The sequence below is a fragment of the Microbispora sp. ATCC PTA-5024 genome, from assembly GCF_000511135.2.
Taxonomy (GTDB): domain Bacteria; phylum Actinomycetota; class Actinomycetes; order Streptosporangiales; family Streptosporangiaceae; genus Microbispora; species Microbispora corallina.
The window spans coordinates 2,122,781-2,146,425 of record NZ_KI866522.1 but is presented as its reverse complement, the minus strand read 5'-3'; the positions used below and the strand labels follow the sequence as shown (position 1 = coordinate 2,146,425).

Here is a 23,645-nt window from a genome sequence, read left to right as displayed (position 1 = left end):
CCGCCGGGCCTGACCGCCGGGCCGGTCGGCCCGGCGGGGGTGGCGTCAGCCGTACAGCTCGTCGATCTGCTTGGCGAAGTCGCGCATCACGATGTTGCGCTTCACCTTCAGCGACGGCGTGAGGTGGCCGCTCTCCTCGGTGAGGTCGCCCTCCAGGATGAGGAACTTCTTGATCTGCTCGGCCTTGGAGACCGTCCGGTTGGCGTCGTCCACCGCGCTCTGCACCTCGGCCACGATCGCCGGGTCGCTCGTGGAGACCTCGGCCTTGCCGTTGGCCTGCTTCCACTGCTCCAGTGCCTCGGGGTCGAGCGTGACCAGCGCCCCGATGAACGGCCGGTCGTCGCCGACCACCATCACCTGGCTGACCAGGCGGTGGGCGCGGATGGCGTCCTCCAGGGGCGCCGGCGCGACGTTCTTGCCGCCCGCGGTGACCAGGATCTCCTTCTTGCGGCCGGTGATGCGCAGGTAGCCGTCGTCGTCGAGCTGCCCGACGTCCCCCGTGTGGAACCAGCCCTCGGGATCGATCGCCTCCTTGGTGGCGCGCTCGTTGTTCCAGTAGCCGTCGAAGACGTGCCGGCCCCGCACCAGGACCTCCCCGTCGTCGGCGATGCGGACGCCCACGCCGGGGAACGGCTTGCCGACCGTGCCGATCTTGTTGGCGCCCGGGATGTTCACGGTGGAGGGCGCGCTGGTCTCGGTGAGCCCCCAGCCCTCGAACACCTCGATCCCGACGCCGCGGAAGAAGTGGCCGAGCCGCTCGCCCAGGGCCGAGCCGCCCGAGACGGCGGCGCTCAGCGCGCCCCCGGTCGCGGCCCGCAGCTTGCCGTACACGAGCTTGTCGAACGCCGCGTGCTTGAGCCGGACGCCGAGGCCGGCGCCGCCCGTGCTCTCCGCCCTGCTCCAGGCGATCGCCGCGTCCACGGCGGCGTGGAAGATCTTGCCCTTGCCCTCGGACGTCGCCTTCTGCTCGGCCGCGTTGTACACCTTCTCGAAGACCCGCGGCACGCCGAGCAGGAACGTGGGCTTGAACGCCTGCAGGTCGGGGGCCACGTTCTTCATGTTCGGGGTGTGCGCGAGGACCGTCCCCGTCTCGATCAGCACGATCTGGATGAGCCTGGCGAAGCTGTGCGCGAGCGGCAGGAACAGCAGCGCGGCCCTGCCGTCGACGTCGAAGAGCGTCTCCAGCGGGCCCCGGGAGACGTTGCGCGCGGTGAACAGCAGGTTGTCGTGGGTGAGGCGGCACCCCTTCGGCATGCCGGTCGTGCCGGAGGTGTAGATGATCGTGGCGAGGTCGCGGCCGCCCCGGCTGGAACGGCGCTCGGCCAGCGTGTCGCCGGTCACCTCGGCGCCCAGCCGGGTGAGCTCGTCGAGCCCCCCGCCCTCGATGCGCCACACCAGCCCGAGGTCGGGCATCGCCTCGCGGACCGCGTCCTCGTGGGAGGCGAGCTCGACGACGGCGGCCTTGGCCCCGCTGTCGGACAGGATCCACTTCACCTGGTCGGCGGAGGAGGTCTCGTAGATGGGCACGCCGACCCCGCCGGCCGCCCAGATGGCGTAGTCGGCGACCGTCCACTCGTACCGTGTGCGCGACATCAGCGCGACCCGGTCGCCCGGCTCGACCCCGGCGGCGATGAGCCCCTTGGCGACCCCCGCCACCTGGTCGCGGAACTCGGCCGCGGTCACCGGCGTCCAGGGGGCGCCGGGGGCCTCGCCCTCCTTGCGGCGGATCACCACGGCGGCCGGCTCGTCCACGCCGCGCTGGAACACCACGTCGGTGCAGTTCGCCGACAGGGGGACGTCCACCAGCACGGGAACGCTGAACTCGCGCACGGTCACTCCTTCGCCCAGCCCCGTCGGGCTCCGGGACGAGGGGGCCGGAGCCACATCTGCGGAGCATCACTCTTTGTGTCTCACCGGACGCTACCGTGCGATGTTACGCGTGGGTAGGTCCGTCACCCAGGCGTTATCCGGGCCATCCCGCACGCTATCAGTCTCCCCTCCCGGGGCCGTCCCGACACGCGGATTCGCACAAGCGTTTGGTTGGCAACCGTCAAGCCGAGCTTACGATGTCGCCATGCGAATCCACGTCGTCAGCGACGTCCACGGCCGGGTGGACGCCCTGGCCCGAGCCGGCGACGGCGCCGACGCGCTGGTGTGCCTCGGCGACCTCATCCTCTTCGTCGACTACGCCGACCACTCCCAGGGGATCTTCGCCGAGCTGTTCGGCGCGGAGCGGGCCACGCGGTTCATCGGACTGCGCACCGCCGGGCGGTTCGACGAGGCGCGGGCCATGTCGGCCGAGCTGTGGGCCGGGCTCGGAGGCGACCCGCGCGAGCACCTCGAGGCCGCCGTCCGCCGGCAGTACGAGCAGATCTTCGCGGCGATGCCCACGCCCGCCTACCTCACGTACGGCAACGTGGACGTGCCCCGCTACTGGGAGGACTATCTGCGACCGGGCCAGCGGGTGCTGGACGGGGCGACCGTGGAGATCGGCGGCCTCACGTTCGGCTTCGTCGGCGGCGGGCTGCGCACCCGCTACCGCACCCCCAACGAGATCGACGACGAGGAGTTCGCCCGCAAGGTCGAGGCGGTCGGCCAGGTCGACGTGCTGTGCTGCCACATCCCGCCCGCCATCCCCGACCTGCTGTACGACACGGTGGCCCGGCGCTTCGAGCGGGGGAGCGAGGCCACGCTGGAGGCCATCCGGCGGACCCAGCCGCGGTTCGCCCTGTTCGGCCACGTCCACCAACCACTGGTGAACAGGACGCGCGTCGGCCGTACGGAGTGCGTCAACGTCGGCCATTTCCGCGGCCGCGGCACGCCTTTCGCCCTGGAATGGTGAAGTACGGTTAGCGCATGGCTGATCGCACCTCGTCGAGCATCACGATCGGCGCCGACCGGTCGACAATCATGGCCGTCATCGCCGACTTCCCCTCCTATCCCGAGTGGGCCGGCCAGGTGAAGGCTGCCGACGTCCTGGAGACGGGGGAGGACGGCCGTCCGTCACGCGTCCGCTTCGTCCTCGACGCCGGCGTGATCAGCGACGACTACGTCCTCGGCTACGAGTGGGACGGCGACGACGCGGTGAGCTGGCGCCTGGCCGACGCCGGGCGGATGGTCTCCGGGCTGACCGGCAGCTACCGCCTCGACGGGGCCCCCGGCGGCACCGAGGTGACCTACGAGCTGGCCGTGGACCTCAAGGTCCCGATGATCGGCATGATCAAGCGCAAGGCCGAGAAGGTCATCATCGACACCGCGCTGAGGGGGCTCAAACGGCGCGTCGAGGGCCGATGAGGGTCCTCCTCTTCACCGGGAAGGGCGGGGTCGGCAAGACCACGGCCGCCGCCGCGACCGCCACGCTCGCCGCGCGCAGGAGCCTGAAGACGCTGGTCGTGTCCACCGACACGGCCCACTCGCTGGCCGACGCCCTGGCCGTGCCGCACTCCGACGAGCCGGTCGAGGCGGCGCCCGGCCTCTATCTCCAGCAGGTTGACACCCAGAGGTCCCTCGAACGGCACTGGGGCGAGCTGCGCGACTACGCCGCCGGCGTGTTCGCCGAGCTCGGCCTCGACGAGATCACGTCCGAGGAGGTGACGGTCCTCCCGGGGGCCGAGGAGGTCATCGCCCTGCTCGAGTTACGCGAGCAGGCGCGCACCGGCCGCTGGGACGTCATCGTCGTCGACTGCGCCCCCACCGCGGAGACGCTGCGGCTGCTGGCTCTCCCCGAGGCCCTCGACTGGCACGTCAACCGCCTCCTCCCCGTCGGCAGGCGGCTGCTCGGGGCGCTGTCCCCGGTGATCCGGCACGTCGCCAGGGTGAGCGCGCCCGAGGGTCAGGTGATCTCCGCGGGGGAGCGGCTGCACCGCGGTCTCATGGACGTGCGCCGGCTCCTCACCGGCGACCAGGCCTCCGTACGGCTCGTGCTCACCCCCGAGGCCGTGGTCGTGGCCGAGGCCCGCCGCACGCTCACCTCCCTCAGCCTGTACGGCTACCGCGTCGACGCGGTCGTCGCCAACCGGGTCTTCCCCGCCGGGGGCGCCGACGAGTGGCGCCGCGGCTGGGTGGAGGCCCAGGCGCGGAGGATGGAGGAGGTCCACGCCTCGTTCGCCCCGCTGCCGGTCCTCACGATCCCCTACCTGCCGGCGGAGCCGGTCGGCCCCGAGGCGCTCGCCGAGGTCGCCGAGCGCGTCTACGCCGGCGTCGACCCCTTCGCCTCTCCCACCGTCGAGCCGCCGATGCGGATCACCGCCGACGAGCTCACCCTCGCCCTGCCGCTCGCCGACCGCGACGACGTCGACCTGGCCCGCAAGGGCGACGAACTGATCGTCACCGCCGGGCCGTACCGCCGGGTGATCGCCCTGCCCGCCGCCCTCGCCCGCAGGACGATCTCGGCGGCGGCGCTCCGCGACGGCCGCCTCCGGGTACGGTTCGAGGCAGGAGGGGCGAAATGACCGAACCTATGGAAACCAACGGAAGCGGCCCTGCCGGCGCGGACCGTCAGGGCTCCGGCCAGCGGCGTCCCGACCCGCTCGGGTCGGCGGCCGAAGAGGCGATGAAGCTGCTCGACGCGCTGCAGCAGCGGGTGGGCCGCGAGTTCGGCAAGGGCCTGGTCAAAGGCGGCATGAGCGGGATCGGCTCGGCGTTCGGCGGGACCGGCGGCGGCCGTACCGTGGACGTCTGGGGTGAGGCCGTCGCGGAGGGCCACGGCGACGAGTACATCTGCCGGGCCTGCCCGGTGTGCCGGGTGATCGCGGCGCGGAGGGATGCCGGCGGGGACGTCGCCGACCACCTGATCGCGGCGGGCGGCGAGCTGTTCGCGGCGTTCCGCCAGGCGGTGGACGCCCTGCAGCGGCCGTCGCGTCCGTCCGGGCACCGGCCGCCGGACGGACCCGGGGTGGAGCACATTGATTTGGGCTGATCTGGTGGGATAAGTCGAGACTCATCCCGGTCGCGTTGCCTATACCGCTTTGATCCGCTTCAATCGGCCCGGGCTCCGGACTCGGGGCCGGGCGGACGGAGAGGGAGACAGCATGGGGCTGACCATCGGCGTCGACGTGGGCGGTACCAAGATCGCGTCGGGTGTCGTCGACGAGGAGGGGCGCATCCTCGAGAGCGGCGTGCGCCACAGCCCCGCCGGGAGCCCGGAGAAGATGGCCCTCACGATCGCCGAGGCGGTGACCGACCTGGCCGGGCGGCACGAGGTCGAGGCGGTGGGCATCGGCGCCGCCGGGTTCATCGACGAGACGCGGTCCGTCGTCCGCTTCGCCCCCAACCTGGCCTGGCGGGAGGAGCCGCTGCGCAAGAAGGTGAGCGAGCTCGTCGACCTGCCCGTCGTGGTGGAGAACGACGCCAACGCCATGGCCTGGGGCGAGTACCGGTTCGGCGCCGGCCGCGGCGAGAGCCACGTGGTCTGTGTGACGGTCGGCACCGGCATCGGCGGCGGCATCGTCCTGGCCGGCGACCTGTACCGCGGCCGGTGGGGGATGGGCGCCGAACTGGGCCACACGCAGGCGGTGCCGGGCGGCCGGGCCTGCGGCTGCGGCAACCAGGGCTGCTGGGAGAAGTACGCCAGTGGGAGCGCGCTGCTGGTCGACGCGAAGGAGAACGCCCAGGCCGACCCCTCGTCCGCCGTCCATCTCCTGGAGCTGGCGGGCTCGGTCGAGGGCATCAAGGGCGAGCACGTCACGGAGGCGGCCCGGCGGGGCGACGCCGCGTCGCTGGCGGCGTTCGCCAGCCTCGCGGGCTGGCTCGGCCAGGGCCTCGCCGACATCGCGGCGATCCTCGACCCCGGCTGCTTCATCCTCGGCGGCGGCGTCTCCGGGGCGGCCGACCTGTTCCTCGACGGCGTGCGCGACGAGTTCGCCGCGCGGCTGACCGGCCGGGGGCACCGCCCGCTGGCGGAGATCCGCGTCGCCGAGCTCGGCCCGGCCGCGGGGGTCGTCGGCGCCGCCGACCTCGCCCGCCTCCGCTGAACGGGTGCTGAGGGTCGCGACCTACAACGTCCGGTCGCTGAGGGACGACCGGGAGGCGCTGGTCAGGGTGGTCGCCGCGATGCGCCCCGACGTGCTGTGCCTGCAGGAGGCCCCCCGCTTCGCCGGCTGGCGGCGCCGGCGGCGCGATCTGGCGGCACGGCTCGGCATGACGGTGGCGGCGGGCGGCCGCGTCGGCGGCGTCGCGGTCCTCGCCGGGTCCGCCGTACGGGTCCTGCGGGCGCGCTCCCTCCGGCTGCGCTGGTACGCCGGCCTGGAGTGGCGCGCCGTCGCCCTGGCCGTGGTCGAGAAGGACGGCGACCGGTACGCCGTGGCCTCGGCCCACCTCGACCTGGTGGCCGGGGCCCGGCTCCGGCACGCGGTCGAGGCGGTGGCGTTCCTGGAGGAGGCGGCCCGCGGCTCCCGCGCCTGGCCGGTGCTCGGGTGCGACGTCAACGAGCGGCCGGACGGCCCGGCGTGGGGCCATCTGGCCCGCCGGTACGCCGACTGCTTCACCGCCGCACCCCGCGGCGACGGCAGGACGTTCCCCTCGGCCCGCCCCGGGGCGCGCATCGACGCCGTCTTCGCGGGCCGCGGCCTCGAGGTGCTGTCCTGCGGCGACGCGGGCGCCGGTCCGGCCGACCTCGCCGCCGCGAGCGACCACCGCCCCGTGGTCGCCGAGCTGCGGCCGTCGCATGCCCTCTGACCTGCGCGGACGGCCGATTCTCACGGCCAGGTTCCGGTTGGTACGTATAGGACCTTACGGTCACATCCGAGCATCGCTTCGGGCTCGGAATCCCCACCTTGGCGACGGGGGTGGATCAGTCCCCCGTACGATCGGTTCATGACCCGCCGTCCGATACGGCGTGCGGTGCCGTTGTGTGTGCTCGTCGCCGGCCTGCTCGCCGGGCATTTCCTGCGCGTCACATCGGTCGCGCACGCGCACGCAGCCTCCGCCCCCGCCGCGGTCGTGCGGCCTCCGGCGGCGGAGCCGTCGGCCCCCGCGGACCCGGGCGACGAGGTCGCCCCGGCCGGGCCGACCGGACGGCTGGCGGCGGACGGCTCGCTCTCCGACGTGGCGGCCCTGTCGGAGTCGGACGTGTGGGCCGTCGGCCAGCAGAACGCCTGGGACCTGTGGCGCAACCGCGGCGTCATCACACACTGGGACGGCTCCGCCTGGACCGAGGTCCCCATGCGGGGGGACACCACCGGCGCCGGCCACCTCCGTTCGGTTTCCGCGCCCTCCGCCGACGAGATCTGGGCGGTCGGCGACGGCCACGACGGGCTGCCGTACGTGGCGAAGGGGTCGCGCAACGGGTTCGACCGGATCGGCGTGCCGCAGTTCCGTCCGGGGGACTGGCTCGGCGGGGTGGCGGCGACCGCCGGCCGCGTCGTCGCGGTCGGCAGCCGGGACGGTCACGCGCTGATGGCCGCGAGCGCCGGGCCGGGCAAGGGCGCCACCTGGACGACGACCGACGGGCCCGGCGGCGCCCTGTACGGCGTGGCCCTCGTGGGCAAGGCCGACGGCTGGGCGGTCGGCGACTCCGGGACCGAGCCCCTGGTCCTGCGTCTGTCGGACAGCGGATGGAAGCCGGCCCCCGGCGTGCCGAAGATCGACGACGGCTTCCTGCGGGACGTCTACGCCGACGGGCGCAAGCGGGCGATCGCCATCGGCGGCGTCTACGACGCGGATGGCTCGATCGTGCCGCTCGTGCTCACCTGGGACGGCAGGCACTGGAAGCGGGACCGGCCTCCGGTGCGCAAGGCCGAGCTGTACGGCGTGACCGGCGACGGGGACGGCACCTACTGGATCTCCGGGTACGACCCGTCGCACGCGTCCGAGAGCTTCGTCCTCCGCTACGACGGATCGCACTGGACGACGCTGCGCGGCGAGGCGTCCACCCAGGACCGGACCGTGCGGCTGCAAGGGGTCGCTCACGCCGGCGACCTGACCATCGGGGTCGGGCACGCGCTGGACGACAAGGACCACTACACCGACCTCGTGGAGCGCTTCGGGCCGCCGCCCGCTCCGTGAGCATCGTGCGTGATCGTGCGTGGTCGGTGCGTGGTCGGTGCGCGGTCTTCGCCGGGGAGCGGGGCCGCTCAGATCACGGCGCCGTCGTCCCACCCGGAGTCGGGCGGCGGGCCGTCGCCCATCCGGACGACGAGCGTGACGAAGCCCGCGATGAAGGCGGCCACGGCGGTGAAGACGATCCACCCCTCCATCGGCCAGGTCAGCAGCGCGGCCAGTAAGAGGTAGGCGGGGCCGCCGAACAGCGCGACCCACGAGGCCCGGGTGATGGCGTCGCCCTTCGGCAGCGGCGGAGGAGGCGGCGGGACGTAGTGGTCGTCGTCCTCGGACGCCGTCCCCGCCTGTTCGGAGGCCGGCTCGGGGGCGCCGCCCCCGGACTCCCCGTCGCCCTCCTCGGTGGCCTCGTCCGAGACGTTCTCGCGGTCGGGCCATGGCTGTTCGGCCGAGGCGTCCTCGGCTGTCTCATTGAACGAGGCGACGATCTGGCGCCAGACCTCGTCCTCGTCACTTTGCGGCGTCACGGCGATCCCAGGTCACAAGTCCTTCGCCAAGGGTACCGAGGCGTGCGAGCGGATGAACTCCAGGCTCCCCTCGAAGATCCGGGGTGCGTCGTTGTCGAGGGTCGCGACGTGATAGCTGTCGGTCAGCTCCCTGACCTCCAGATTGTCCCCCATCCGCGACTTGAGGAACGTGACACTGGCGGGTTTGACGACATGGTCGTCGCGGCTGTGGAAGACGAGCACCGGCTGGGTGACCTTGCCGATGTCGGACTGGACGAGCTTCCACAGCCGGGGCAGGGTGGCGGCCGCCCGCACCGGGGTCCGGGTGTAGCCCAGCTCGCTCGCCCCCTCCTTCTTGATGTCGCCCGCGAGGCCGGGGGCCGAGGACACCACCCACTTGAGGGCGGGCGCCAGCGTCAGGATCGGGGTGTCGTTCACCACCGAGGGGTTGACGACCACGACCCCCTGGACGGCGTCCCCGTGCACCTCGGCCAGCCGCAGCGCCATGCAGCCGCCCAGCGACAGCCCCATCACGAACGCCTCGGAGCACCGCGCGCGCAGGTCCGCGAGGGCCTTGTCGAGCTCGGCGTACCAGTCCTCCCACCGGGTGCGGCTCATCTCCTGCCAGGTCGTGCCGTGCCCGGGGAGGCGGGGGAGGGAGACGGTCAGCCCGGCCCGGGCCAGGTGCTCACCCCACGGGCGCAGGGACTGCGGCGACCCGGTGAACCCGTGGCACAGCAGGACCCCGATCTCCCCGCCCTCGTGGTGGAAGGGCTCCGCGCCCGGCAGCACTGGCATGGGAAACCTCCGCGACACGAGGGCGAACCAGTGGATTATTCCGCCCGATACTCGCACGTAAGTCATCGTTAGTGCGAGAGGGCTGCGCGTGCGAAGATGACTTCACGTCCGCATCGAGGGGGTGCCTGCGTGTTCTACTGGGTGGTCAAGGCCATCCTCTGGCCGTTCCTCCACTTCGTGTTCCGCCCGTGGGCCGAGGGCGTGGACAACGTGCCGAAGGAGGGGCCGGTCATCCTGGCGGGCAACCACCTCTCGTTCGCCGACCACTTCTTCGGCGCCCTGTTCCTGCCGCGCAAGGTCATCTCGCTCGGCAAGGCGGAGTACTTCACGGGCCAGGGGCTGAAGGGCCTGTTCAGCCGTGCCTTCTTCTCGGGCGTCGGCACCGTTCCCATCGACCGCTCCGGCGGCAAGGCGAGCGAGGCCGCGCTCCGCACCGGCCTGCGCATCCTGCGCGAGAACAGTGTGCTCGGCATCTACCCGGAGGGCACCCGCTCCCCGGACGGCCGCCTCTACAAGGGCAAGACCGGCGTCGCCCGCCTCGCGCTGGAGTCCCGCGCCCCCGTCATCCCGTGGGCGATGGTCAACACGTTCGAGATGATGCCGCCCGGCCGGCCGTTCCCGAAGCTCGGCATCCGACCCGGCGTCCGGTACGGCAAGCCGCTCGACTTCTCCCGCTACTACGGCATGGAGAACGACCGCCTCGTCCTGCGTGCGGTCACCGACGAGATCATGTACGCGCTCATGGAGCTGTCCGGCCAGGAGTACGTCGACAAGTACGCCGCGGCGGCGAAGGCCGAGCTCAGCAAGGCCGCCCGCGACAAGTCCTGAGAGGGCCGCAAATACTGTCGGACCGGAAGGGTAGCGTTGCGAAGGTCGGTCGCGCGTAACCCAGAACGGAAGGCATATGAGCGAGCGGAGCGTACGAAGCCGGGCCGCCGCCGGCGAGCGGCCCGGTGGCCGCGATCGCGGGCGGGGCGCGTCCCTCGGTGACCGCGTCCGGGGCCGAGGCGTCCTTCGGGCGCAGGCGCCGGAGGCGCGCCGATGAGCGTCAGCCAGGAGCAGGAGGTCGAGACCTCCGGATACCTCCCCCACCGCCAGATCCTCATCGTGCTCTCGGGCGTGGCGGCCGGCATGCTGCTGGCCGCCCTCGACCAGAGCATCGTCGGCACGGCCCTGCCGCGCATCGTCAGCGAGCTGGGCGGCCTCGACAAGCTGTCGTGGGTCGTCACGGCCTACCTGCTCACCTCCACGGCCGCCACCCCGCTGTGGGGCAAGATCTCCGACCTGTACGGCCGGCGGCTCATCTTCCAGACCGCCATCGCGATCTTCCTGCTCGGTTCGACGCTGGCCGGGCTGAGCCAGAACATCGGCGAGCTGATCGCGTTCCGGGCTCTGCAGGGGCTCGGCGGCGGCGGTCTCATGGCGCTGGCGTTCAGCATCATCGGCGACGTCATCCCGCCACGTGAGCGCGGCCGTTACCAGGGCTACTTCGGCGCCGTCTGGGGCGTCTCCAGCGTCGCGGGCCCGCTGCTGGGCGGCTTCTTCACCGACGGCCCCGGCTGGCGGTGGATCTTCTGGATCAACCTGCCCATCGGGGTGGTCTCGCTGATCGTCACCTCGGTCGCGCTGCGGATCCCGGTGGTCCGCCGGCAGCACCGCGTCGACTACCTCGGCGCCGCGCTGATCATCGCGGGCGTGACGTGCTTCCTGCTCTACCTCGACTGGGCCGGCAACGAGCTCGGCTGGACCGCCCCGGGGGCGCTGGCGCTGCTGGCCGGGTTCGTCGCGCTGGCGGCCCTGTTCGTTCTGGTGGAGCTGCGGGCGGCCGAGCCCATCCTGCCGATGCGGCTGTTCCGCAACACGATCTTCAGCGTGGGCAACGCGTACAACTTCCTGGCCGGTCTCGCGATGTTCGGCGGCATGATCTTCCTGCCGGTGTACCTCCAGGCCGTCCAGGGGATGTCGCCGACCGTGTCGGGCCTTGCCCTGCTGCCCGCCGTCCTCGGCATCTTCTCCACGTCCATCTCCTCGGGCCAGCTCATCAGCCGCACCGGCCGCTACAAGATCTTCCCGATCGTCGGGGCGGCCATCCTGCTGCTGGCCCTCTGGCTGCTGTCGACGATCAAGGTGGACACGCCGTACTGGCAGGTAGCGATCTACGCCTACCTCTTCGGCGCGGGCCTCGGCTTCACCATGCAGACCGTCGTCACGGCCATCCAGAACGCCGTGGACCGGCGTGACATGGGCGTGGCCACGAGCTCGGCGACGTTCTTCCGCATGATGGGCGCCGCGATCGGCACGGCCATCATGGGCGCCGTCCTCACCAACCGCCTCGCCCACTACCTGTCGGTGGAGTTCGGCGGCCGGGCGCCCACCGGGCGGGTCGACGCCAACAACGTCCAGGCCATCCAGCAGCTGCCGCCGCAGGTGAAGGAGCACGTGCTGGTGGCGTTCACCAGCGCCATCGACGATGTGTTCCTCGCCAGCCTCCCGTTCGTGGTGCTGGCGATCGTGGTGGCGTTCTTCCTCAAGGAGATCCCGCTCGCCACCCGCGCGAGCAGCGAGCCCGCCATGGGCTGACCGGTCCCGCCTCGGACGCCCGGGTCTCCCTGAGGGGAAGGCCCGGGCGTCTTGCTGCCGCCGTCGCCGTCGCCGTCGCCGTCGCCGTCGCCGGGGACGGCGGTTCCGCGGCTGGAATAAGTGGCCAGGCGGGGTCACCCGTTCACCTGGGTCGCCCGGCCGGCGATGGCGGCTGGCGTGGATGTCCCGCGGGCGGCGGATCTCCTGGGACCCGGCAGGGGCGGTGGTTCGGTGGGTCGGGCGGCGGTCAGGCCGGGGTGGCGGCGGAGGGCGGCGGAGTGGTCGCGTCGAGGTGCGCGCGGATCTGCCGGATGTGCTCGGGGGTGGTCCGGCAGCAGCCGCCGATGTAGCGGGCGCCGAGGGCGTTCCACTCGGCCGCGGCCTTACCGTACTCGACGGGGTCGGCGAGGCCGAGCCATCTGCGGCCCGCCGCGTCCCAGCTCTCCCCGGAGTTGGGGTAGGCGAGCGTCGCGCCGCGCCCGATCAGGCTCGGGACGTGCCGGGGCGCCGTGCAGTTGACGCCCACGGCGACCACCTGCGGCAGGTCGTCGAACAGGGCGGCGCACTTCTCGAACGGGGTGCCGTCGTTGACATGCTCGCCGTCGCGGCAGGAGAAGCTCACCCAGGCCCGCACGTCGGGCGCCTCGCTCAGGAGCGCGGCCAGGGCCCTGCCTTCGGCGAGCGACGGGATGGTCTCGCAGGCCAGCAGGTCGGCCCCGGACCCGGCGAGGGTCTCGAACCGCTCGCGGTGCCAGTCGACGAGGCCGTCCTCGTCGAGGTCGTAGTCGCCGGTGTACTCCGCCCCGTTCGCCAGGTAGGCGCCGTACGGCCCGACGCTCGCGGCCACCATGCCGTGGCCCGCCTCGTCCCTCGCCTGCAGGGCGAGCGTCACCGACGAGCGGATGAGCTCATGGGCTTCCCGTGGCGTGAGGCCGCGCCTGACGAAACCGGGGACGCTCGCCTGGTAGCTCGCGGTCGTGGCCACGTCGGCGCCGGCGGCGAAGTAGTCGAGATGGGCCTGCCGGATGACCGCCGGATCCTCCACCAGCAGCTTCGCCGACCACAGCTCGTCGCTCAGGTCGCAGCCGAGGGTTTCGAGATGGGTGGCGAGACCGCCGTCCAGGACAATGGAACTCACCCCGCAACCCTATGCGTTGTCGGCCTATGGGGCTTAAGAGGCTCGTCACACGGTTGCTACGCCGCCGTTCTCCCGTCCCCGCAGGTGGACGCGACGACCGGCCTGACACGGGAGGGGTACGGGAGCCTCGGCGTCCCACGCCCACCCCGCCGTCCGATGTCATTCGCCTACCGGAACCCTCGTAAGGCCCGCCCGGCCTGTCCCAGGACGGCAGTCGGCCTGATCCGCCCGGCCCGGGGCGCACCTCGCCCCGGCCCGGGCTCCACCACCGGCCCCCAGCGTGGACCCCCAGCGTGGGCCTCCACGTCCGGCACCGGCCACCGGCACCCCGCCGCCGGCCGCCCAGCGCCGGCACCCCTGTTGGGTCTCCACAACCGGCACCCTGACCCGGCATCCGCCACCGGCACCGGCACCGGCACCGACACCGACACCCCGAGCGTGGGCACCCCAGCATGGGCTCCCATAGCCGGTACCCGTCACCGGCATCCACCGCTGGCACCGCAGCCCTGGCACCACCGTGGCGCCTCAGCGCCGGCAGCTGAGCGCCGGCAGCTGAGCGCCGGCACCTGAGGGCCGGCACCAGCGTGGGCCTCACGGCCGGTACCCGCCGCGGGCATTCGCCCTCGGCACCGGCCGGCGGCATCCAGCGCCGGCCCTAACGCGGTGCGGGGTGGTCAGGAGCGCTTCCAGAAGGCCCGACGGCCCTTGTCGCGCTCGCCCGAGCCGGAGGGACCGGCGCCCCCGGAGCCGCCGGTGAGCCGTTCGAGCAGGTCCACGGCACGCCGCCACAGGTCGTCGAGTGACCGGTCGGCCCGCTCCGCCGTCTCCAGGTCGGCGGCGAGGGCGGCCAGGTCCGCGTGGTCGCCGAGCATCTGGACGACGACCCGCAGCCGGCTCGCCAGGTCGGCCAGGTATCGCCGCCTGTCGCGCTCGGGAAGGGACCCGGCAGCCCGGAGGCGGGTGAGCTCCTCCGCCAGCAGCGGCCGGACTCCGGCGAGGTCGGTCTCACTAGCCCGGTCCCGGCCCGGATGGGGCAGGAGCGCGTCGACCGAGAACCCCCTGCCCACCCCGCGCCTGCCCGGAGCCGGAGCGGCCGGCGCGGACGGGGGAGGGGCGGCGAAGGGCCCACCGGCGCCCGGCGGAACCTGCAGCGGCGCGTCAGGAGACGTGCCGTACGGCTCGGCGCCCGCGGTGGCGTCGCCGCTCGTCTCGGCCCGGCTGAACGAGGCCATCTTGGCCATCATCGGCGCGCCCGCGACCATCATCGGCACGGCGGCCGGCATCTCCCAGCCGCTCGGGATCTCGACCGGCTGGATCACGTGGTGCCGCGGAGCGCCGTCTCCCGTCATGCGGGTGTCGACCGCGACGAAGGCCGTGAACCGGCACAGCACTCCGAACCTGAGCGAGGTGTCCACGATGCGCTGCTCAAGCGAGCGGTCGCCCACGGCGTACCGATCCTCCAGGTGGCGCAGGTGGGCGCGCGCCCAGACGGCCCGCGCGGCCGTGTCGGCCGCCGGGTGCCCGTCGAGCCGGGTCTCCCAGGGCCGACCGTCGACGGTCTGCCCTCGCACGGTCAGGGCGCCGGAGGGCCGTCCTCGGTAGCGTCCGGTCACGGTGAGCGGCACACCGGGGTAGAGCGACCCGACGTGCGTCGTGGTGTCGGGGACGAGATCGAGCCCCTCCGGCGCGAGGGAGAGGTCGGTCACGAGTGGGGAGCCGATCCTTCGGTGGATGTGCTCCATCGCCTCGTCGAGCCGGTCCTCCGACTCGACGAGCTCGCAGCGGCCCGTGCCGAGCAGGGCCAGCCGGCCGAGGAACCCGGCGTTCACGGCCCGGTCGATGCCGACGGTGTGCACGCGGACGTCGCCGAGCCGGGAGCCCGCCCGTTCGAGGATCTCGTCCTCGTTGCCCACCTGGCCGTCCGTGACGAGGACGAGCACGCGGTCGGCCCGGGCCTCGTGTTCCACCGGCTGGTCCACCCGGCCCGGCGAGGCGTCGGCAGCCAGCAGACGCAGCGCCTCCTCCAGGGGCGCCAGCATCTCGGTGCCGCCGCGGGCCTCCAGCCTGGACAGGTGCTCGACCGCGCGGTAGCGGTTGCGGTCGGTCGCCTCCACCAGCCCGTCGGGGAAGGCGCGCTCCACGACCGAGTCGAACGAGAGGACGGCGAAGCGGTCTCGGGCGGTCAGCGTGTCGACGATCCGCGCCGCCGCCCGGCGGGCCGCCACCATCTTCCAGCCGGTCATGCTGCCCGACCTGTCGAGCACGAGGACCACGTCACGGGGAGCGGGGAGGGCCTCCACGCCGGACGGAGGGACCACGGTCAGCACGAACGTGCCCTCCGCGTCAGCGGTGCTCGCGGCGTCGACGGCGCCCTCGCCTGCGGCGCTCGCCTGGTCCGCCGCCGAGGTCTGCGGCCCGGTCGTGGACGGGGGCGCGTCGGGCACGAGGGCGAGCCCGCTGGAGGCCGCGAACGCGAGCCTCAGGATGAAGTCGCGGTCGAGCCGCTCTCCGGGCCGCAGGCTGATCGTGTCGCCCTCACGCACGACCTCGTGCAGGCTGGACCGGATCTCCCGCAGGTCGAGACCGGCCGGGTCGACGACGGCCGACAGCGACAGCCGTATGGGATCGGGGAACCCGGGCAGCAGGACCGGCGGCGTGATCCGCGAGGCGTCGGGGACGGCGTCGGTGTCCGGCGAGACTCCCCCGCCGGCCGGAGGGCCGGAGATCGGGACGCCGGGGACGTACCGCGGAGCGACGACGAGCGGGAACCGGAACTCGGCGGCGTCGTCCTCGTAGGGGAGGGGCTGGCTCAGCGTGAGCCGTACCGTCACCCTCTCTCCGGAGACGATGTTGCCCACGCGGATCGTGAAGACGTCGGGCCGGTCCTCCTCCGCGATGGCCGCCCGCCTGCCCTCGGCGAGGGCCCGCTCGTAGTCGGCCCTGGCCCTGCCGCGTTCCTTGAGGACGCCGTCGATCACCCGGTCGTCCGCCTCCATGCGGAAGGCCGTGACGGCCGCCCGGGGCGGCAGCGGGAAGACGTAGGTGGCCTCCAGCGACACGTCGAAGGGGTTGCGGAAGCCCTGCACGACCTCGACGCCCGCGACCAGCCCGGTGATCCGGGCGGTGACGCCGACGCTCTCCAGGGGCAGGTTGCCCTTCTCCGTCTCCAGTGCCCCCAGCCCGGCGTCCGGCAGGGGCCGGTACTCCTCCGGCCGCAGTGGCGTGATGGGAACGGTCATGGCGTCATCCCTTCAGCGTGGTCGGAGTGGTCCGGACGTGCGGGTCGGCCGGGAACGGGCGCCGACAGCCCGAGGGTGGCGAGAGCCGCCAGCAGCGGCTCGCCCGCGGCCCGCAGCGCGGCCACGTCGCCGGCCGTCGGCACGCGGCCGGGGAGATCGAGCAGGACGGTCACTCCGGGAGCCAGCCGCACCCCGTGCACGACGTCCGGCGGCGCGGTGGCCGCCGGGGCCGGTGGGATCCCGTCGAACCGGGCCGGATTCGCCGGCCGGGCGAAGGCCGACGGCGCGGGCCCGGTCGGGCGGGTCCAGAAGCGTCCCCGGGAGGAGACGTCGGGCGTGCCCGCGCCGGGTGAGGGGGCGTCCGGCCCGCTGGGGAAGCCGTCCGCGGCGACCGTGTTGTCATCGGGAGAGCTGCCATGAGGGCCTGGGTCGCCGCCGACGTCTGGTGTGCCCATGGCGGCTGGGCTGCCGGGGGAGGGCGGATCGGCCGCGGGAACTGCGCCGCCCAGGGGGGTCGGGCTGCCGGTGGGCATCGGGCTGTCCAGGGGGGCCGGGCTGCCCGGAAAAGCTGGGGCGCCGCCGAAGTCTGGGGTGCCGGGGGAGGGCGGATCGGCCGCGGGAGGCCGGTGGCTTCCGGCGGACGACAGCGGCTCGGGAAGCCGGGCGACGCGTTGCAGCATGGCGTCGGTGGCACCCGCCAGCTCGGCCTGGATCGCGGCGAGCGGCAGTCCCTCCGCCTGGCGCCGTTTCACGGCCACGAGCTGGAGCAGGTGCCGCCGCCCGTACAGCGCGATCCGGCCCCTGCGCGCGAGGGGCGGGTCGAGCAGCCCGATCGTCGCGTACCACCGGATGAGCCGCTCGTTCGGCACCTCACGCACGCGGCCGTTGACGGGCGGCTCGGCGCCGAGCAGGGCCGCCGCCCGCTCCGCCAGCTCGCCGATCGTCCACGTCTCGCTCATACCGTCACGATGACACTGTCATCGTGACAGTGTCAATCCCGCTCCTCGCCCGGTTCTCGAAAAGTTCGCCCCCATGAGCCGTGTCGATTCCCTCGCCGTTCACGCGTCTCGGGTCGACTTGGCGGGCGGCGGACGGGTTCTCCTTGACGAGGAGCCGGTCGCGAACCTCGAAAGCCCGGTCATATGCGGCGGAACGGGGTAAGGAGAGCGGGCGGCGGAACGTGGACCACGCGCGGCGCCGGTCGCCTGGGGAGCACCCCCGCGGAACGCTCCCGGGAACGAGCGCGTACCAAAGTAAGAGTGCGGCACGAGGGACGGCGCGCCGGCGAGCCGTCCGGATCACCAGGCGCGGCCCGGCCCCAATCCGGCTGGAACCGGTGGCAACCGGTCGCCGGGGACAGCGGACGGCGCACGGCCGGGGGCGTGGCGAGAACAGGCTGATCAGGGGCAGGTCGAGGAGGCGGTCGCGGTGCGCGGTACGTTCGTCCGGTCGGGGGCTCTGTCGACGCTCTCGGGCTCGCTGTGGCGCTCGCTGTTCGCGGCGCCCGGTGGCGGGCCGCCGCCGGAGGGACCCGGCCCGTACGGCGACGTGGGACTGCCCGACGAGAACGGCGTCGCGCTGCCGGAGGGGTTCGCGAGCAGGGTGGTGGCCAGGTCCGGCGAACGGGTGGGAGGCGTCGCCTGGCACGCCGCCCCCGACGGCGGGGCCTGCTTCGCCGACGGCGACGGCTGGATCTACGCGTCGAACGCGGGCATCCCGCTGCTCGGCGGCGTCACGGCCCTGCGCTTCGCCCCCGACGGCGGCGTCCGCAGCGGCTACCGCATCCTGTCCGGCACCGACCTCAACCGCGCCGGTATGGCGACCCCCTGGAACACCTGGCTGTCGTGCGAGCAGACCCCGCAGGGCCAGGTGTTCGAATGCGACCCGTACGGCGAGCGGGCCCCCATGCCCCGGCTGGTCATGGGCCTGTTCCGGCACCACGGCATCGCCTGCGACCCGGTCGGGCGGGTCGTCTACCTGACGGAGGGGGAGCCCGACGGGTGCTTCTACCGCTTCCGCCCCGACGACTGGGGCGACCTCACCACGGGCGTCCTGGAGGTCATGGTCGGCGAGCCCGGCCGTGAGGACGTGACCTGGGCCCGGGTGCCGACGCCCGCGGCGTTCGAGGAGCCGACGCGCGAGCAGGTGAAGGGCGCCCGGCGGTTCGACGTCGGCGACGGCTGCCACTACTCCGGCGGCGTCTGCCACCTCGTCACCCGAGGGGACGGCCGCGTCTGGGCGTACGATCCGGCGTCCGAGCGGATCCGGGTGGTGCGCGAGGGCGGGCTCGCCGCGACGGACGGCCCAGCCAGGCACGGCGGCACCACGGCCGAGGGCCACCCGTACGGGACGGGAGAGAGCGGCGAGGCGCCCCACCTCTTCCTGGCGGAGGACGCCGGCCCGCCGATGATCAGCGTGATCGGGCCGTCCGGCGGCGTCTGGCCGTTCCTGCGCCTGGTGGGCCAGGACGACGTGCTGATCAGCGGGCCGGCGTTCGCGCCCGGCGGCGACCGCCTGTACTTCTCAACGCGGCGGCTGCCCTCCGAGCGCTTCTCGTTCCAGCGCGGCGCCGGTCCGGCCGAGGCCGGCGTCACCTACGAGGTCACCGGGCCGTTCGGCGAGCGCCTCCGCGGGCGTTCCGGGAGCCTCGCCCCGGCCTGACGCGGCGGCCCGCACCACCTCGGAGAGCCGCTCCCTGAGCCGTCCGAACCCCGGGTCGGCCCTGGGGTGCGGGCGGCCCGGCAGATCCGAGCGCTCGTCGAAGATCACCCGGCCGGGCGCGCCGCTGAGCGCCGCAGGCTGGCCAGCAGGTGCTCGGCGAGGGTGTAGCCGCTGTAGCCCTGCGTGGAGGTCCGGATGAGCTGCCGCCACACGTCGGCCGGCTCGGGCACGAACACCGGCGGCCAGATCCGGGCCATGGCGACGACCTGCCAGACCCCGACGAGCACGGCCACCGACCAGCGTGAGCAGGGCAGGCCGCACCGTCCGCGTACGGCCGCCGGGGGAGGCGACGCGGCGGTCCGGGGAGACGCCGGGGCCGTCCGGGGACAGGGAGCGGCCCGGTGACGGGGCGCGGCCCGGGGAGACGGCGCTCATGCCGCCGAGGTGACCGAGGCGCCGGTCCCGGCTCCCGCCGCCGTGGTCTCGTCCGCGGGCGCCGCGCCGGCGCGGGAGGGGCCACCGGGCGGGGCGGTCGTGGACGCGCCGGTCCCGGACGGCGACGCCGTGAGGCGTGGCAGGACGAAGTCGCCGACCCGCAGTGCCTCCTCCAGGTGCGGCCACCCGGAGACGATGAACTCCTCCAGCCCGAGCGCGGCGTACTCCCTGATCCGCTCGGCCACCTCGTCGTAGCTGCCGACCAGCGCGGTGCCCGCGCCTTCGCGGACGAGCCCGGCGCCGGCCCACAGGTTGGGGGAGATCTCCAGCCGGTCGGCCGACCCGCCGTGCAGGCCGGTCATCCGCCGCTGGCCGACCGAGTCCATCCGGGCGAACCGGGCCTGCGCGGCGGCGATCCGCTCGGGGTCCATCCCGTCGAGCAGCCGCCGGGCGTGCGCCCACGCCTCCTCGGAGGTGTCGCGGGCGATGATGTGCAGCCGGATGCCGTACCTGAGTGTGCGGCCCGTCTCCGCGGCGAGGGCGCGCATCCGGCCGAGCCGCTCGGCGACCATGGCCGGCGGCTCTCCCCACATCAGGTGGACGTCGGCGTGCCCGGCCGCGACGCGCTCGGCGGCGGGGGAGGCGCCGCCGAAGTAGATCTCGGGAGGATCGGCCGGCGGCGTCGCGAGGCCGCCGCCCTCCACCCGGTAGTGGTCGCCCGCGAAGTCGAACGGCACGCCCTCCCAGGCGCGCCGCAGCACGTGGAGGTACTCGGCCGTCCGCGCGTACCGCTCGTCGTGGCCGAGGAAGTCGCCGTACGCCCGCTGCTCCTGCGGGTCGCCGCCGGTGACGACGTTGAGCAGCATCCGGCCGCCGCTGATCTCCTGGAACGCCTGCGCCTGCTGCGCCAGCAGGGTCGGCATCGTGAAGCCGGGCCGGAACGCGACGAGGAGCCGCAGCCGCTCGGTCCGGGCCGCCACGGCGGCGCAGAGCACGAGGGGGTCGGGGCAGCCGGCGCCGACCGGCGTGAGCGCCGCGTCGAACCCGGCCGCCTCGGCGGCCGAGGCGACCTGGGTGAGGTACGCGAGCGAGGGAGCCCGGGACGCCGCCCGCCCGGCCGCGACCTTGGTGGTCGTCGCGTGGGAATCCGGCGGTCAGAGGTCGCGGGCGTACACCTGGTCGGTGAGCGGGATGCCCGACTCCTCCCCGGGCTGCTCCTCCACCAGCTCGAACCCGGCCGCCAGGTAGATCCGCCGGGCGGCCGTCAGCGGGTCCCGGGTCCACAGGATGATCCTCCGGTAGCCGGCCTGCCGCGCGAAGTTCAGGCACTCGTCGACCAGGTGCCGTCCGATGCCCATCCCGCGCGCGGACGGCTCCACGAGGAGCAGGCGGAGCTGGGCCGTCTCGTCGTCCTTGCGCACGCAGAACACGCACCCGGCCGGGACGCCCCCGGCCTCGGCGATCCAGAGCGCCTCCCGCTTGGGGTCGTGGTCGCTCGCGTAGTCGGCGGCGATCCGGGCGACCAGCGCCTCGAAACCCTCGCCCCAGCCGTACTCCTCGGCGTAGAGCACGCCGTGCCGGTGCACCACCCAGCCGAGCTCGCCGGGCCGCGGCGGGCGGATGACGTACGCCTCCCGCCGCTCGCCGGGGTCGAGCAGGTCCCTGATCGCGGCCATGGCGCCGACGAGGCGGCGCCGGTCCTCGGCGGAGAGCGCGGAGAGCATCGCCCCCACCGACTCGGCCGCGCGCTCGTCGAGCATCCGGTACGTCTCCCGCCCCCGGTCGGTGAGGGTGACGACCTGGCGGCGGCCGTCCTCGGGCGACCGCTCGCGGGCGGCCAGCCCGTCCGCCTCGAACCTGGACAGGATCCTGCTGAGGTAGCCGGGGTCGAGGCCGAGCAGCTCGCGTACGCCGGCCACCTCGGCCGAGGGACGGCTGCCCAGCTCGAACAGCACCCTGGCCTCCGTGAGGGAGTAGGGCGAGTCGTGCATCCCGGCCCCCAGGACCCCGATCACCTCCGTGTAGAAGCGGTTGAACGCCCGGACCTCGGTCACCATGTCCATCGGTTGCTCACCTCAAAGAATCGTTTGACTGCGTCAACCATACTCTCGCGGTGATCGGCGCGAAAGGACTTCGACCGGGACCGTCGTGAGCGCCACCGGGATCTCGGCGTGGGAGACTGTGTTGTCCGTGGTCGGCTCGGTCGCGTAGCCTCAGCTGTTGGTCTAGACCATTGCCCTCGGCTGGGGCACAATTGCCGTTCGGTGAGGCGCCCGCGTGCGCTCGGTCCGGCCGCGCGTCCCACATGCACGCATCCCTATGGAGGAACCCGTCATGCGTATTGGAGTCCTTACCGGAGGCGGCGACTGCCCCGGCCTCAACGCGGTGATCCGCGCCGTCGTCCGCAAGGGCGTCGGCGTGTACGGGCACGAGTTCGTCGGATTCCGCGACGGCTGGCGCGGTCCGCTCGAGGGCGACACCATGCCGCTTGACATCGAGGCCGTCCGGGGGATCCTGCCGCGCGGCGGCACGGTCCTCGGCTCCTCGCGCACCAACCCGATCAAGATCGAGAACGGTGTCGAGCGCATCAAGGAGAACCTCGTCTCCTACGGCGTCGACGCCCTCATCGCCATCGGCGGCGAGGACACCCTCGGCGTCGCCAAGCAGCTGTACGACCGCGGCGTCAAGGTCGTCGGCGTCCCCAAGACGATCGACAACGACCTCAACGCGACCGACTACACCTTCGGCTTCGACACCGCCGTCAACATCGCCATGGAGGCGATCGACCGGCTGCACACCACGGCCGAGTCGCACCACCGCGCCCTGATCTGCGAGGTCATGGGCCGCCACGCCGGCTGGATCGCCCTGCACGCCGGCATGGCCGCCGGGGCGAACGTCATCCTCATCCCGGAGAAGCCGTTCGACATCGACCGCGTCTGCTCCTACGTGGAGTCGCGGTTCAAGACCCGCTACGCGCCGATCATCGTCGTCGCGGAGGGCGCCCACCCGATGGAGGGGCAGATGGCGCTGCAGGCCGGCGAGCTGGACGCCTTCGGCCACGTCCGCCTCGGCGGCATCGGCGAGGTGCTGGCCCAGGAGATCGAGAAGCGGACCGGCAAGGAGGCCCGCACGACGGTCCTCGGCCACATCCAGCGCGGCGGCACGCCGACCGCCTACGACCGCGTGCTGGCCACCCGGTTCGGCCTCGGCGCGATCGACGCCGTGCACGAGGGCGACTACGGCAAGATGGTGGCGCTGCGCGGCACCGACATCGTCCGCGCCGGTCTCGACGAGGCCACGGCGCGGCTGAAGACCGTGCCGGTCTCCCGCTACGAGGAGGCCGAGGTCTTCTTCGGCTAAAGGCCTTTACCCGCCGTACGGCTCCCGCGATCATGTGCGCGGGAGCCGTACGCGTGTCCGGGGGCGGACGCGGCCCACAGCCGTGAGCACGTCCGGGCCTGATGCGCGTGCGGGAGCCGTGCGTGCGCGCGGTCGGCGCCGGCGCGGGAGAGAGGCGGGGGCGCGCGATGGGGATCGAGGGGCCGTTCTGGCGGGCGGTCGCCGTCTTCCGCGCCGCCTCGCTCGCCTACGCGGCCGTCCTTCTGGTCAGGGCCGGGGGCTACGCCGTGCCCGTCGTGTCGTGGGCCGTGCTGGGCGTGATGGCGGCGTGGACGGCGGCCGCCGCCGTCCTCTACCCGGCCCGGCCCGGGCCCCGCGGGTGGGTCCTGCTCGCCGCCGACCTCGCGGTCACGTCCGCGTGCCTGCTGGCCACGCCGTACGCGCAGACGGACGCCGCCGCGCGGTCGGGCGCGATGCCGCTGACGGCGACCTGGGTCGCGGGCCCGGTGCTGGCCTGGGGCGTGGCCCGGGGCCGCCGCGCGGGCGCCGTCGCCGCCGCGCTGGTGTCCGTGGCCGACCTGTGGCTGCGCGGCAGGGGCGGGCTCGACCTCGCCTCGCTCCCGGTGAACGGCGCCGTCCTCATGTTCATGGCGGGCGTCGTGGTGGGGCACGTCGCCCAGCTCGCGCGGGAGGCCGAGGAGCGCGTGCAGCGGGCCGTCGAGCTGGAGGCCGCGGGGCGCGAGCGGGAGCGGCTGGCCCGGGGGATCCACGACTCCGTTCTCCAGGTGCTCGCACTCGTGCAGCGCCGGGGCGCGGAGATCGGTGGGGAGGCGGCCGAGCTCGGCAGGCTCGCGGGGGAGCAGGAGGCGGCGCTGCGCGCCCTGGTCCAGGCGCCGTCCGACCAGGAGGCGGCCGCCAGGACGCGGGCCGGCGCGGCCGGCGGCGCGTTCGGCG

At 73.7% G+C, this 23,645-nt stretch carries 20 protein-coding genes and 1 pseudogene; 12 read left to right on the top strand and 9 right to left on the bottom strand.

The window, feature by feature from the left end; translation table 11 throughout:
- Positions 1 to 45: 45 nt before the first annotated feature.
- On the bottom strand, positions 46 to 1,830 hold the full coding sequence (locus tag MPTA5024_RS09505) for an AMP-dependent synthetase/ligase (protein WP_036321648.1): 1,785 nt from the start codon (positions 1,828 to 1,830) through the stop codon (positions 46 to 48).
- Between the two features lie 244 nt (positions 1,831 to 2,074).
- Between MPTA5024_RS09505 and MPTA5024_RS09500 the strand changes: the two genes are divergently transcribed.
- The 7 genes from MPTA5024_RS09500 (at position 2,075) to MPTA5024_RS09470 (ending at position 8,004) form a co-directional block, all read left to right on the top strand.
- Positions 2,075 to 2,842: a metallophosphoesterase family protein gene (locus tag MPTA5024_RS09500; RefSeq protein ID WP_036321646.1), complete on the top strand. Its 768-nt coding sequence runs from the start codon at positions 2,075 to 2,077 to the stop codon at positions 2,840 to 2,842.
- Positions 2,843 to 2,856: 14 nt separating this feature from the next.
- Positions 2,857 to 3,294, top strand: coding sequence for an SRPBCC family protein (locus tag MPTA5024_RS09495; RefSeq protein WP_036321644.1), 438 nt, complete (start codon positions 2,857 to 2,859; stop codon positions 3,292 to 3,294).
- Positions 3,291 to 4,451: an ArsA family ATPase gene (locus MPTA5024_RS09490; RefSeq protein WP_036321643.1), complete on the top strand. Its 1,161-nt coding sequence runs from the start codon at positions 3,291 to 3,293 to the stop codon at positions 4,449 to 4,451. The genes MPTA5024_RS09495 and MPTA5024_RS09490 overlap by 4 nt, the downstream gene beginning before the upstream one ends.
- Complete coding sequence (locus MPTA5024_RS09485) at positions 4,448 to 4,918, top strand: hypothetical protein (RefSeq protein WP_157099340.1); 471 nt, start codon at positions 4,448 to 4,450, stop codon at positions 4,916 to 4,918. The genes MPTA5024_RS09490 and MPTA5024_RS09485 overlap by 4 nt, the downstream gene beginning before the upstream one ends.
- A 112-nt stretch (positions 4,919 to 5,030) precedes the next feature.
- Positions 5,031 to 5,972: an ROK family glucokinase gene (locus MPTA5024_RS09480; protein ID WP_036321639.1), complete on the top strand. Its 942-nt coding sequence runs from the start codon at positions 5,031 to 5,033 to the stop codon at positions 5,970 to 5,972.
- 4 nt (positions 5,973 to 5,976) lie between these two features.
- Positions 5,977 to 6,675 (top strand): endonuclease/exonuclease/phosphatase family protein, encoded by a 699-nt coding sequence (locus MPTA5024_RS09475; RefSeq protein ID WP_036321638.1) that lies wholly within the window; start codon positions 5,977 to 5,979, stop codon positions 6,673 to 6,675.
- A gap of 138 nt (positions 6,676 to 6,813) precedes the next feature.
- Positions 6,814 to 8,004: a hypothetical protein gene (locus tag MPTA5024_RS09470; protein ID WP_036321636.1), complete on the top strand. Its 1,191-nt coding sequence runs from the start codon at positions 6,814 to 6,816 to the stop codon at positions 8,002 to 8,004.
- A gap of 68 nt (positions 8,005 to 8,072) precedes the next feature.
- Here MPTA5024_RS09470 and MPTA5024_RS09465 read toward each other — a convergent pair whose 3' ends face one another.
- Together MPTA5024_RS09465 and MPTA5024_RS09460 are read right to left on the bottom strand one after the other, a co-directional pair.
- Positions 8,073 to 8,522, bottom strand: a complete 450-nt coding sequence (locus MPTA5024_RS09465; RefSeq protein ID WP_036321634.1) for a hypothetical protein — start codon at positions 8,520 to 8,522, stop codon at positions 8,073 to 8,075.
- Positions 8,523 to 8,534: 12 nt separating this feature from the next.
- On the bottom strand, positions 8,535 to 9,299 hold the full coding sequence (locus MPTA5024_RS09460; protein WP_036321633.1) for an alpha/beta hydrolase: 765 nt from the start codon (positions 9,297 to 9,299) through the stop codon (positions 8,535 to 8,537).
- A 129-nt stretch (positions 9,300 to 9,428) separates the two neighbouring features.
- Between MPTA5024_RS09460 and MPTA5024_RS09455 the strand changes: the two genes are divergently transcribed.
- Both MPTA5024_RS09455 and MPTA5024_RS09450 read left to right on the top strand, forming a co-directional pair.
- Entirely contained in the window at positions 9,429 to 10,127 is a 699-nt protein-coding gene (locus tag MPTA5024_RS09455) for a lysophospholipid acyltransferase family protein (protein WP_036321631.1), read from the top strand.
- 213 nt (positions 10,128 to 10,340) lie between these two features.
- Positions 10,341 to 11,879 carry an MDR family MFS transporter gene (locus MPTA5024_RS09450; RefSeq protein WP_036321629.1) on the top strand — a complete coding sequence of 513 codons (1,539 nt, stop codon included), beginning with the start codon at positions 10,341 to 10,343 and terminating at the stop codon, positions 11,877 to 11,879.
- Between the two features lie 247 nt (positions 11,880 to 12,126).
- Here the strand turns inward: MPTA5024_RS09450 and mmuM are convergent, their stop codons facing one another.
- From mmuM to MPTA5024_RS40725, 3 genes are all read right to left on the bottom strand, one after another.
- Positions 12,127 to 13,017 carry a homocysteine S-methyltransferase gene (gene mmuM / locus MPTA5024_RS09445; RefSeq protein WP_036321627.1) on the bottom strand — a complete coding sequence of 297 codons (891 nt, stop codon included), beginning with the start codon at positions 13,015 to 13,017 and terminating at the stop codon, positions 12,127 to 12,129.
- 674 nt (positions 13,018 to 13,691) lie between these two features.
- Positions 13,692 to 16,256, bottom strand: coding sequence for a VIT domain-containing protein (locus MPTA5024_RS09440; RefSeq protein ID WP_063794641.1), 2,565 nt, complete (start codon positions 16,254 to 16,256; stop codon positions 13,692 to 13,694).
- The gene (locus MPTA5024_RS40725) at positions 16,253 to 17,215 is read right to left on the bottom strand and encodes a MerR family transcriptional regulator (protein ID WP_157099339.1); all 963 of its coding nucleotides are present in this window, start codon (positions 17,213 to 17,215) and stop codon (positions 16,253 to 16,255) included. The genes MPTA5024_RS09440 and MPTA5024_RS40725 overlap by 4 nt, the downstream gene beginning before the upstream one ends.
- A 469-nt stretch (positions 17,216 to 17,684) precedes the next feature.
- Here MPTA5024_RS40725 and MPTA5024_RS09430 point away from each other — a divergent pair, with 469 nt between their 5' ends.
- The gene (locus MPTA5024_RS09430) at positions 17,685 to 18,917 is read left to right on the top strand and encodes an alkaline phosphatase PhoX (protein WP_063794640.1); all 1,233 of its coding nucleotides are present in this window, start codon (positions 17,685 to 17,687) and stop codon (positions 18,915 to 18,917) included.
- A 104-nt stretch (positions 18,918 to 19,021) separates the two neighbouring features.
- Here MPTA5024_RS09430 and MPTA5024_RS09425 read toward each other — a convergent pair whose 3' ends face one another.
- From MPTA5024_RS09425 to MPTA5024_RS09415, 3 genes and pseudogenes are all read right to left on the bottom strand, one after another.
- Positions 19,022 to 19,210: a hypothetical protein gene (locus MPTA5024_RS09425; RefSeq protein WP_036321624.1), complete on the bottom strand. Its 189-nt coding sequence runs from the start codon at positions 19,208 to 19,210 to the stop codon at positions 19,022 to 19,024.
- Between the two features lie 138 nt (positions 19,211 to 19,348).
- Positions 19,349 to 20,470 (bottom strand): annotated as a pseudogene (locus tag MPTA5024_RS09420) (LLM class flavin-dependent oxidoreductase); the annotation flags it as partial.
- Between the two features lie 36 nt (positions 20,471 to 20,506).
- On the bottom strand, positions 20,507 to 21,415 hold the full coding sequence (locus tag MPTA5024_RS09415) for a bifunctional helix-turn-helix transcriptional regulator/GNAT family N-acetyltransferase (RefSeq protein WP_036321621.1): 909 nt from the start codon (positions 21,413 to 21,415) through the stop codon (positions 20,507 to 20,509).
- Positions 21,416 to 21,686: 271 nt separating this feature from the next.
- On the opposite strand from MPTA5024_RS09415, the gene MPTA5024_RS09410 reads away from it, so the two are divergent.
- Positions 21,687 to 22,712 carry a 6-phosphofructokinase gene (locus MPTA5024_RS09410; protein ID WP_036321619.1) on the top strand — a complete coding sequence of 342 codons (1,026 nt, stop codon included), beginning with the start codon at positions 21,687 to 21,689 and terminating at the stop codon, positions 22,710 to 22,712.
- Positions 22,713 to 22,834: 122 nt separating this feature from the next.
- Positions 22,835 to 23,645: DUF5931 domain-containing protein (locus MPTA5024_RS41985; RefSeq protein ID WP_232326329.1), on the top strand; the 811-nt coding region annotated here is incomplete at its 3' end.

Bases quoted from the DNA above. Each gene is read 5' to 3' on its own strand.
- MPTA5024_RS09495 (WP_036321644.1), top strand. From the start codon at position 2,857: ATGGCTGATCGCACCTCGTCGAGCATCACGATCGGCGCCGACCGGTCG.
- MPTA5024_RS09480 (WP_036321639.1), top strand. From the start codon at position 5,031: ATGGGGCTGACCATCGGCGTCGACGTGGGCGGTACCAAGATCGCGTCG.
- MPTA5024_RS09500 (WP_036321646.1), top strand. From the start codon at position 2,075: ATGCGAATCCACGTCGTCAGCGACGTCCACGGCCGGGTGGACGCCCTG.
- MPTA5024_RS09450 (WP_036321629.1), top strand. From the start codon at position 10,341: ATGAGCGTCAGCCAGGAGCAGGAGGTCGAGACCTCCGGATACCTCCCC.
- MPTA5024_RS09490 (WP_036321643.1), top strand. From the start codon at position 3,291: ATGAGGGTCCTCCTCTTCACCGGGAAGGGCGGGGTCGGCAAGACCACG.
- MPTA5024_RS40725 (WP_157099339.1), bottom strand. From the start codon at position 17,215: ATGAGCGAGACGTGGACGATCGGCGAGCTGGCGGAGCGGGCGGCGGCC.
- MPTA5024_RS09415 (WP_036321621.1), bottom strand. From the start codon at position 21,415: ATGGACATGGTGACCGAGGTCCGGGCGTTCAACCGCTTCTACACGGAG.
- MPTA5024_RS09460 (WP_036321633.1), bottom strand. From the start codon at position 9,299: ATGCCAGTGCTGCCGGGCGCGGAGCCCTTCCACCACGAGGGCGGGGAG.
- MPTA5024_RS09440 (WP_063794641.1), bottom strand. From the start codon at position 16,256: ATGACCGTTCCCATCACGCCACTGCGGCCGGAGGAGTACCGGCCCCTG.
- MPTA5024_RS09485 (WP_157099340.1), top strand. From the start codon at position 4,448: ATGACCGAACCTATGGAAACCAACGGAAGCGGCCCTGCCGGCGCGGAC.
- MPTA5024_RS09470 (WP_036321636.1), top strand. From the start codon at position 6,814: ATGACCCGCCGTCCGATACGGCGTGCGGTGCCGTTGTGTGTGCTCGTC.
- MPTA5024_RS09410 (WP_036321619.1), top strand. From the start codon at position 21,687: ATGCGTATTGGAGTCCTTACCGGAGGCGGCGACTGCCCCGGCCTCAAC.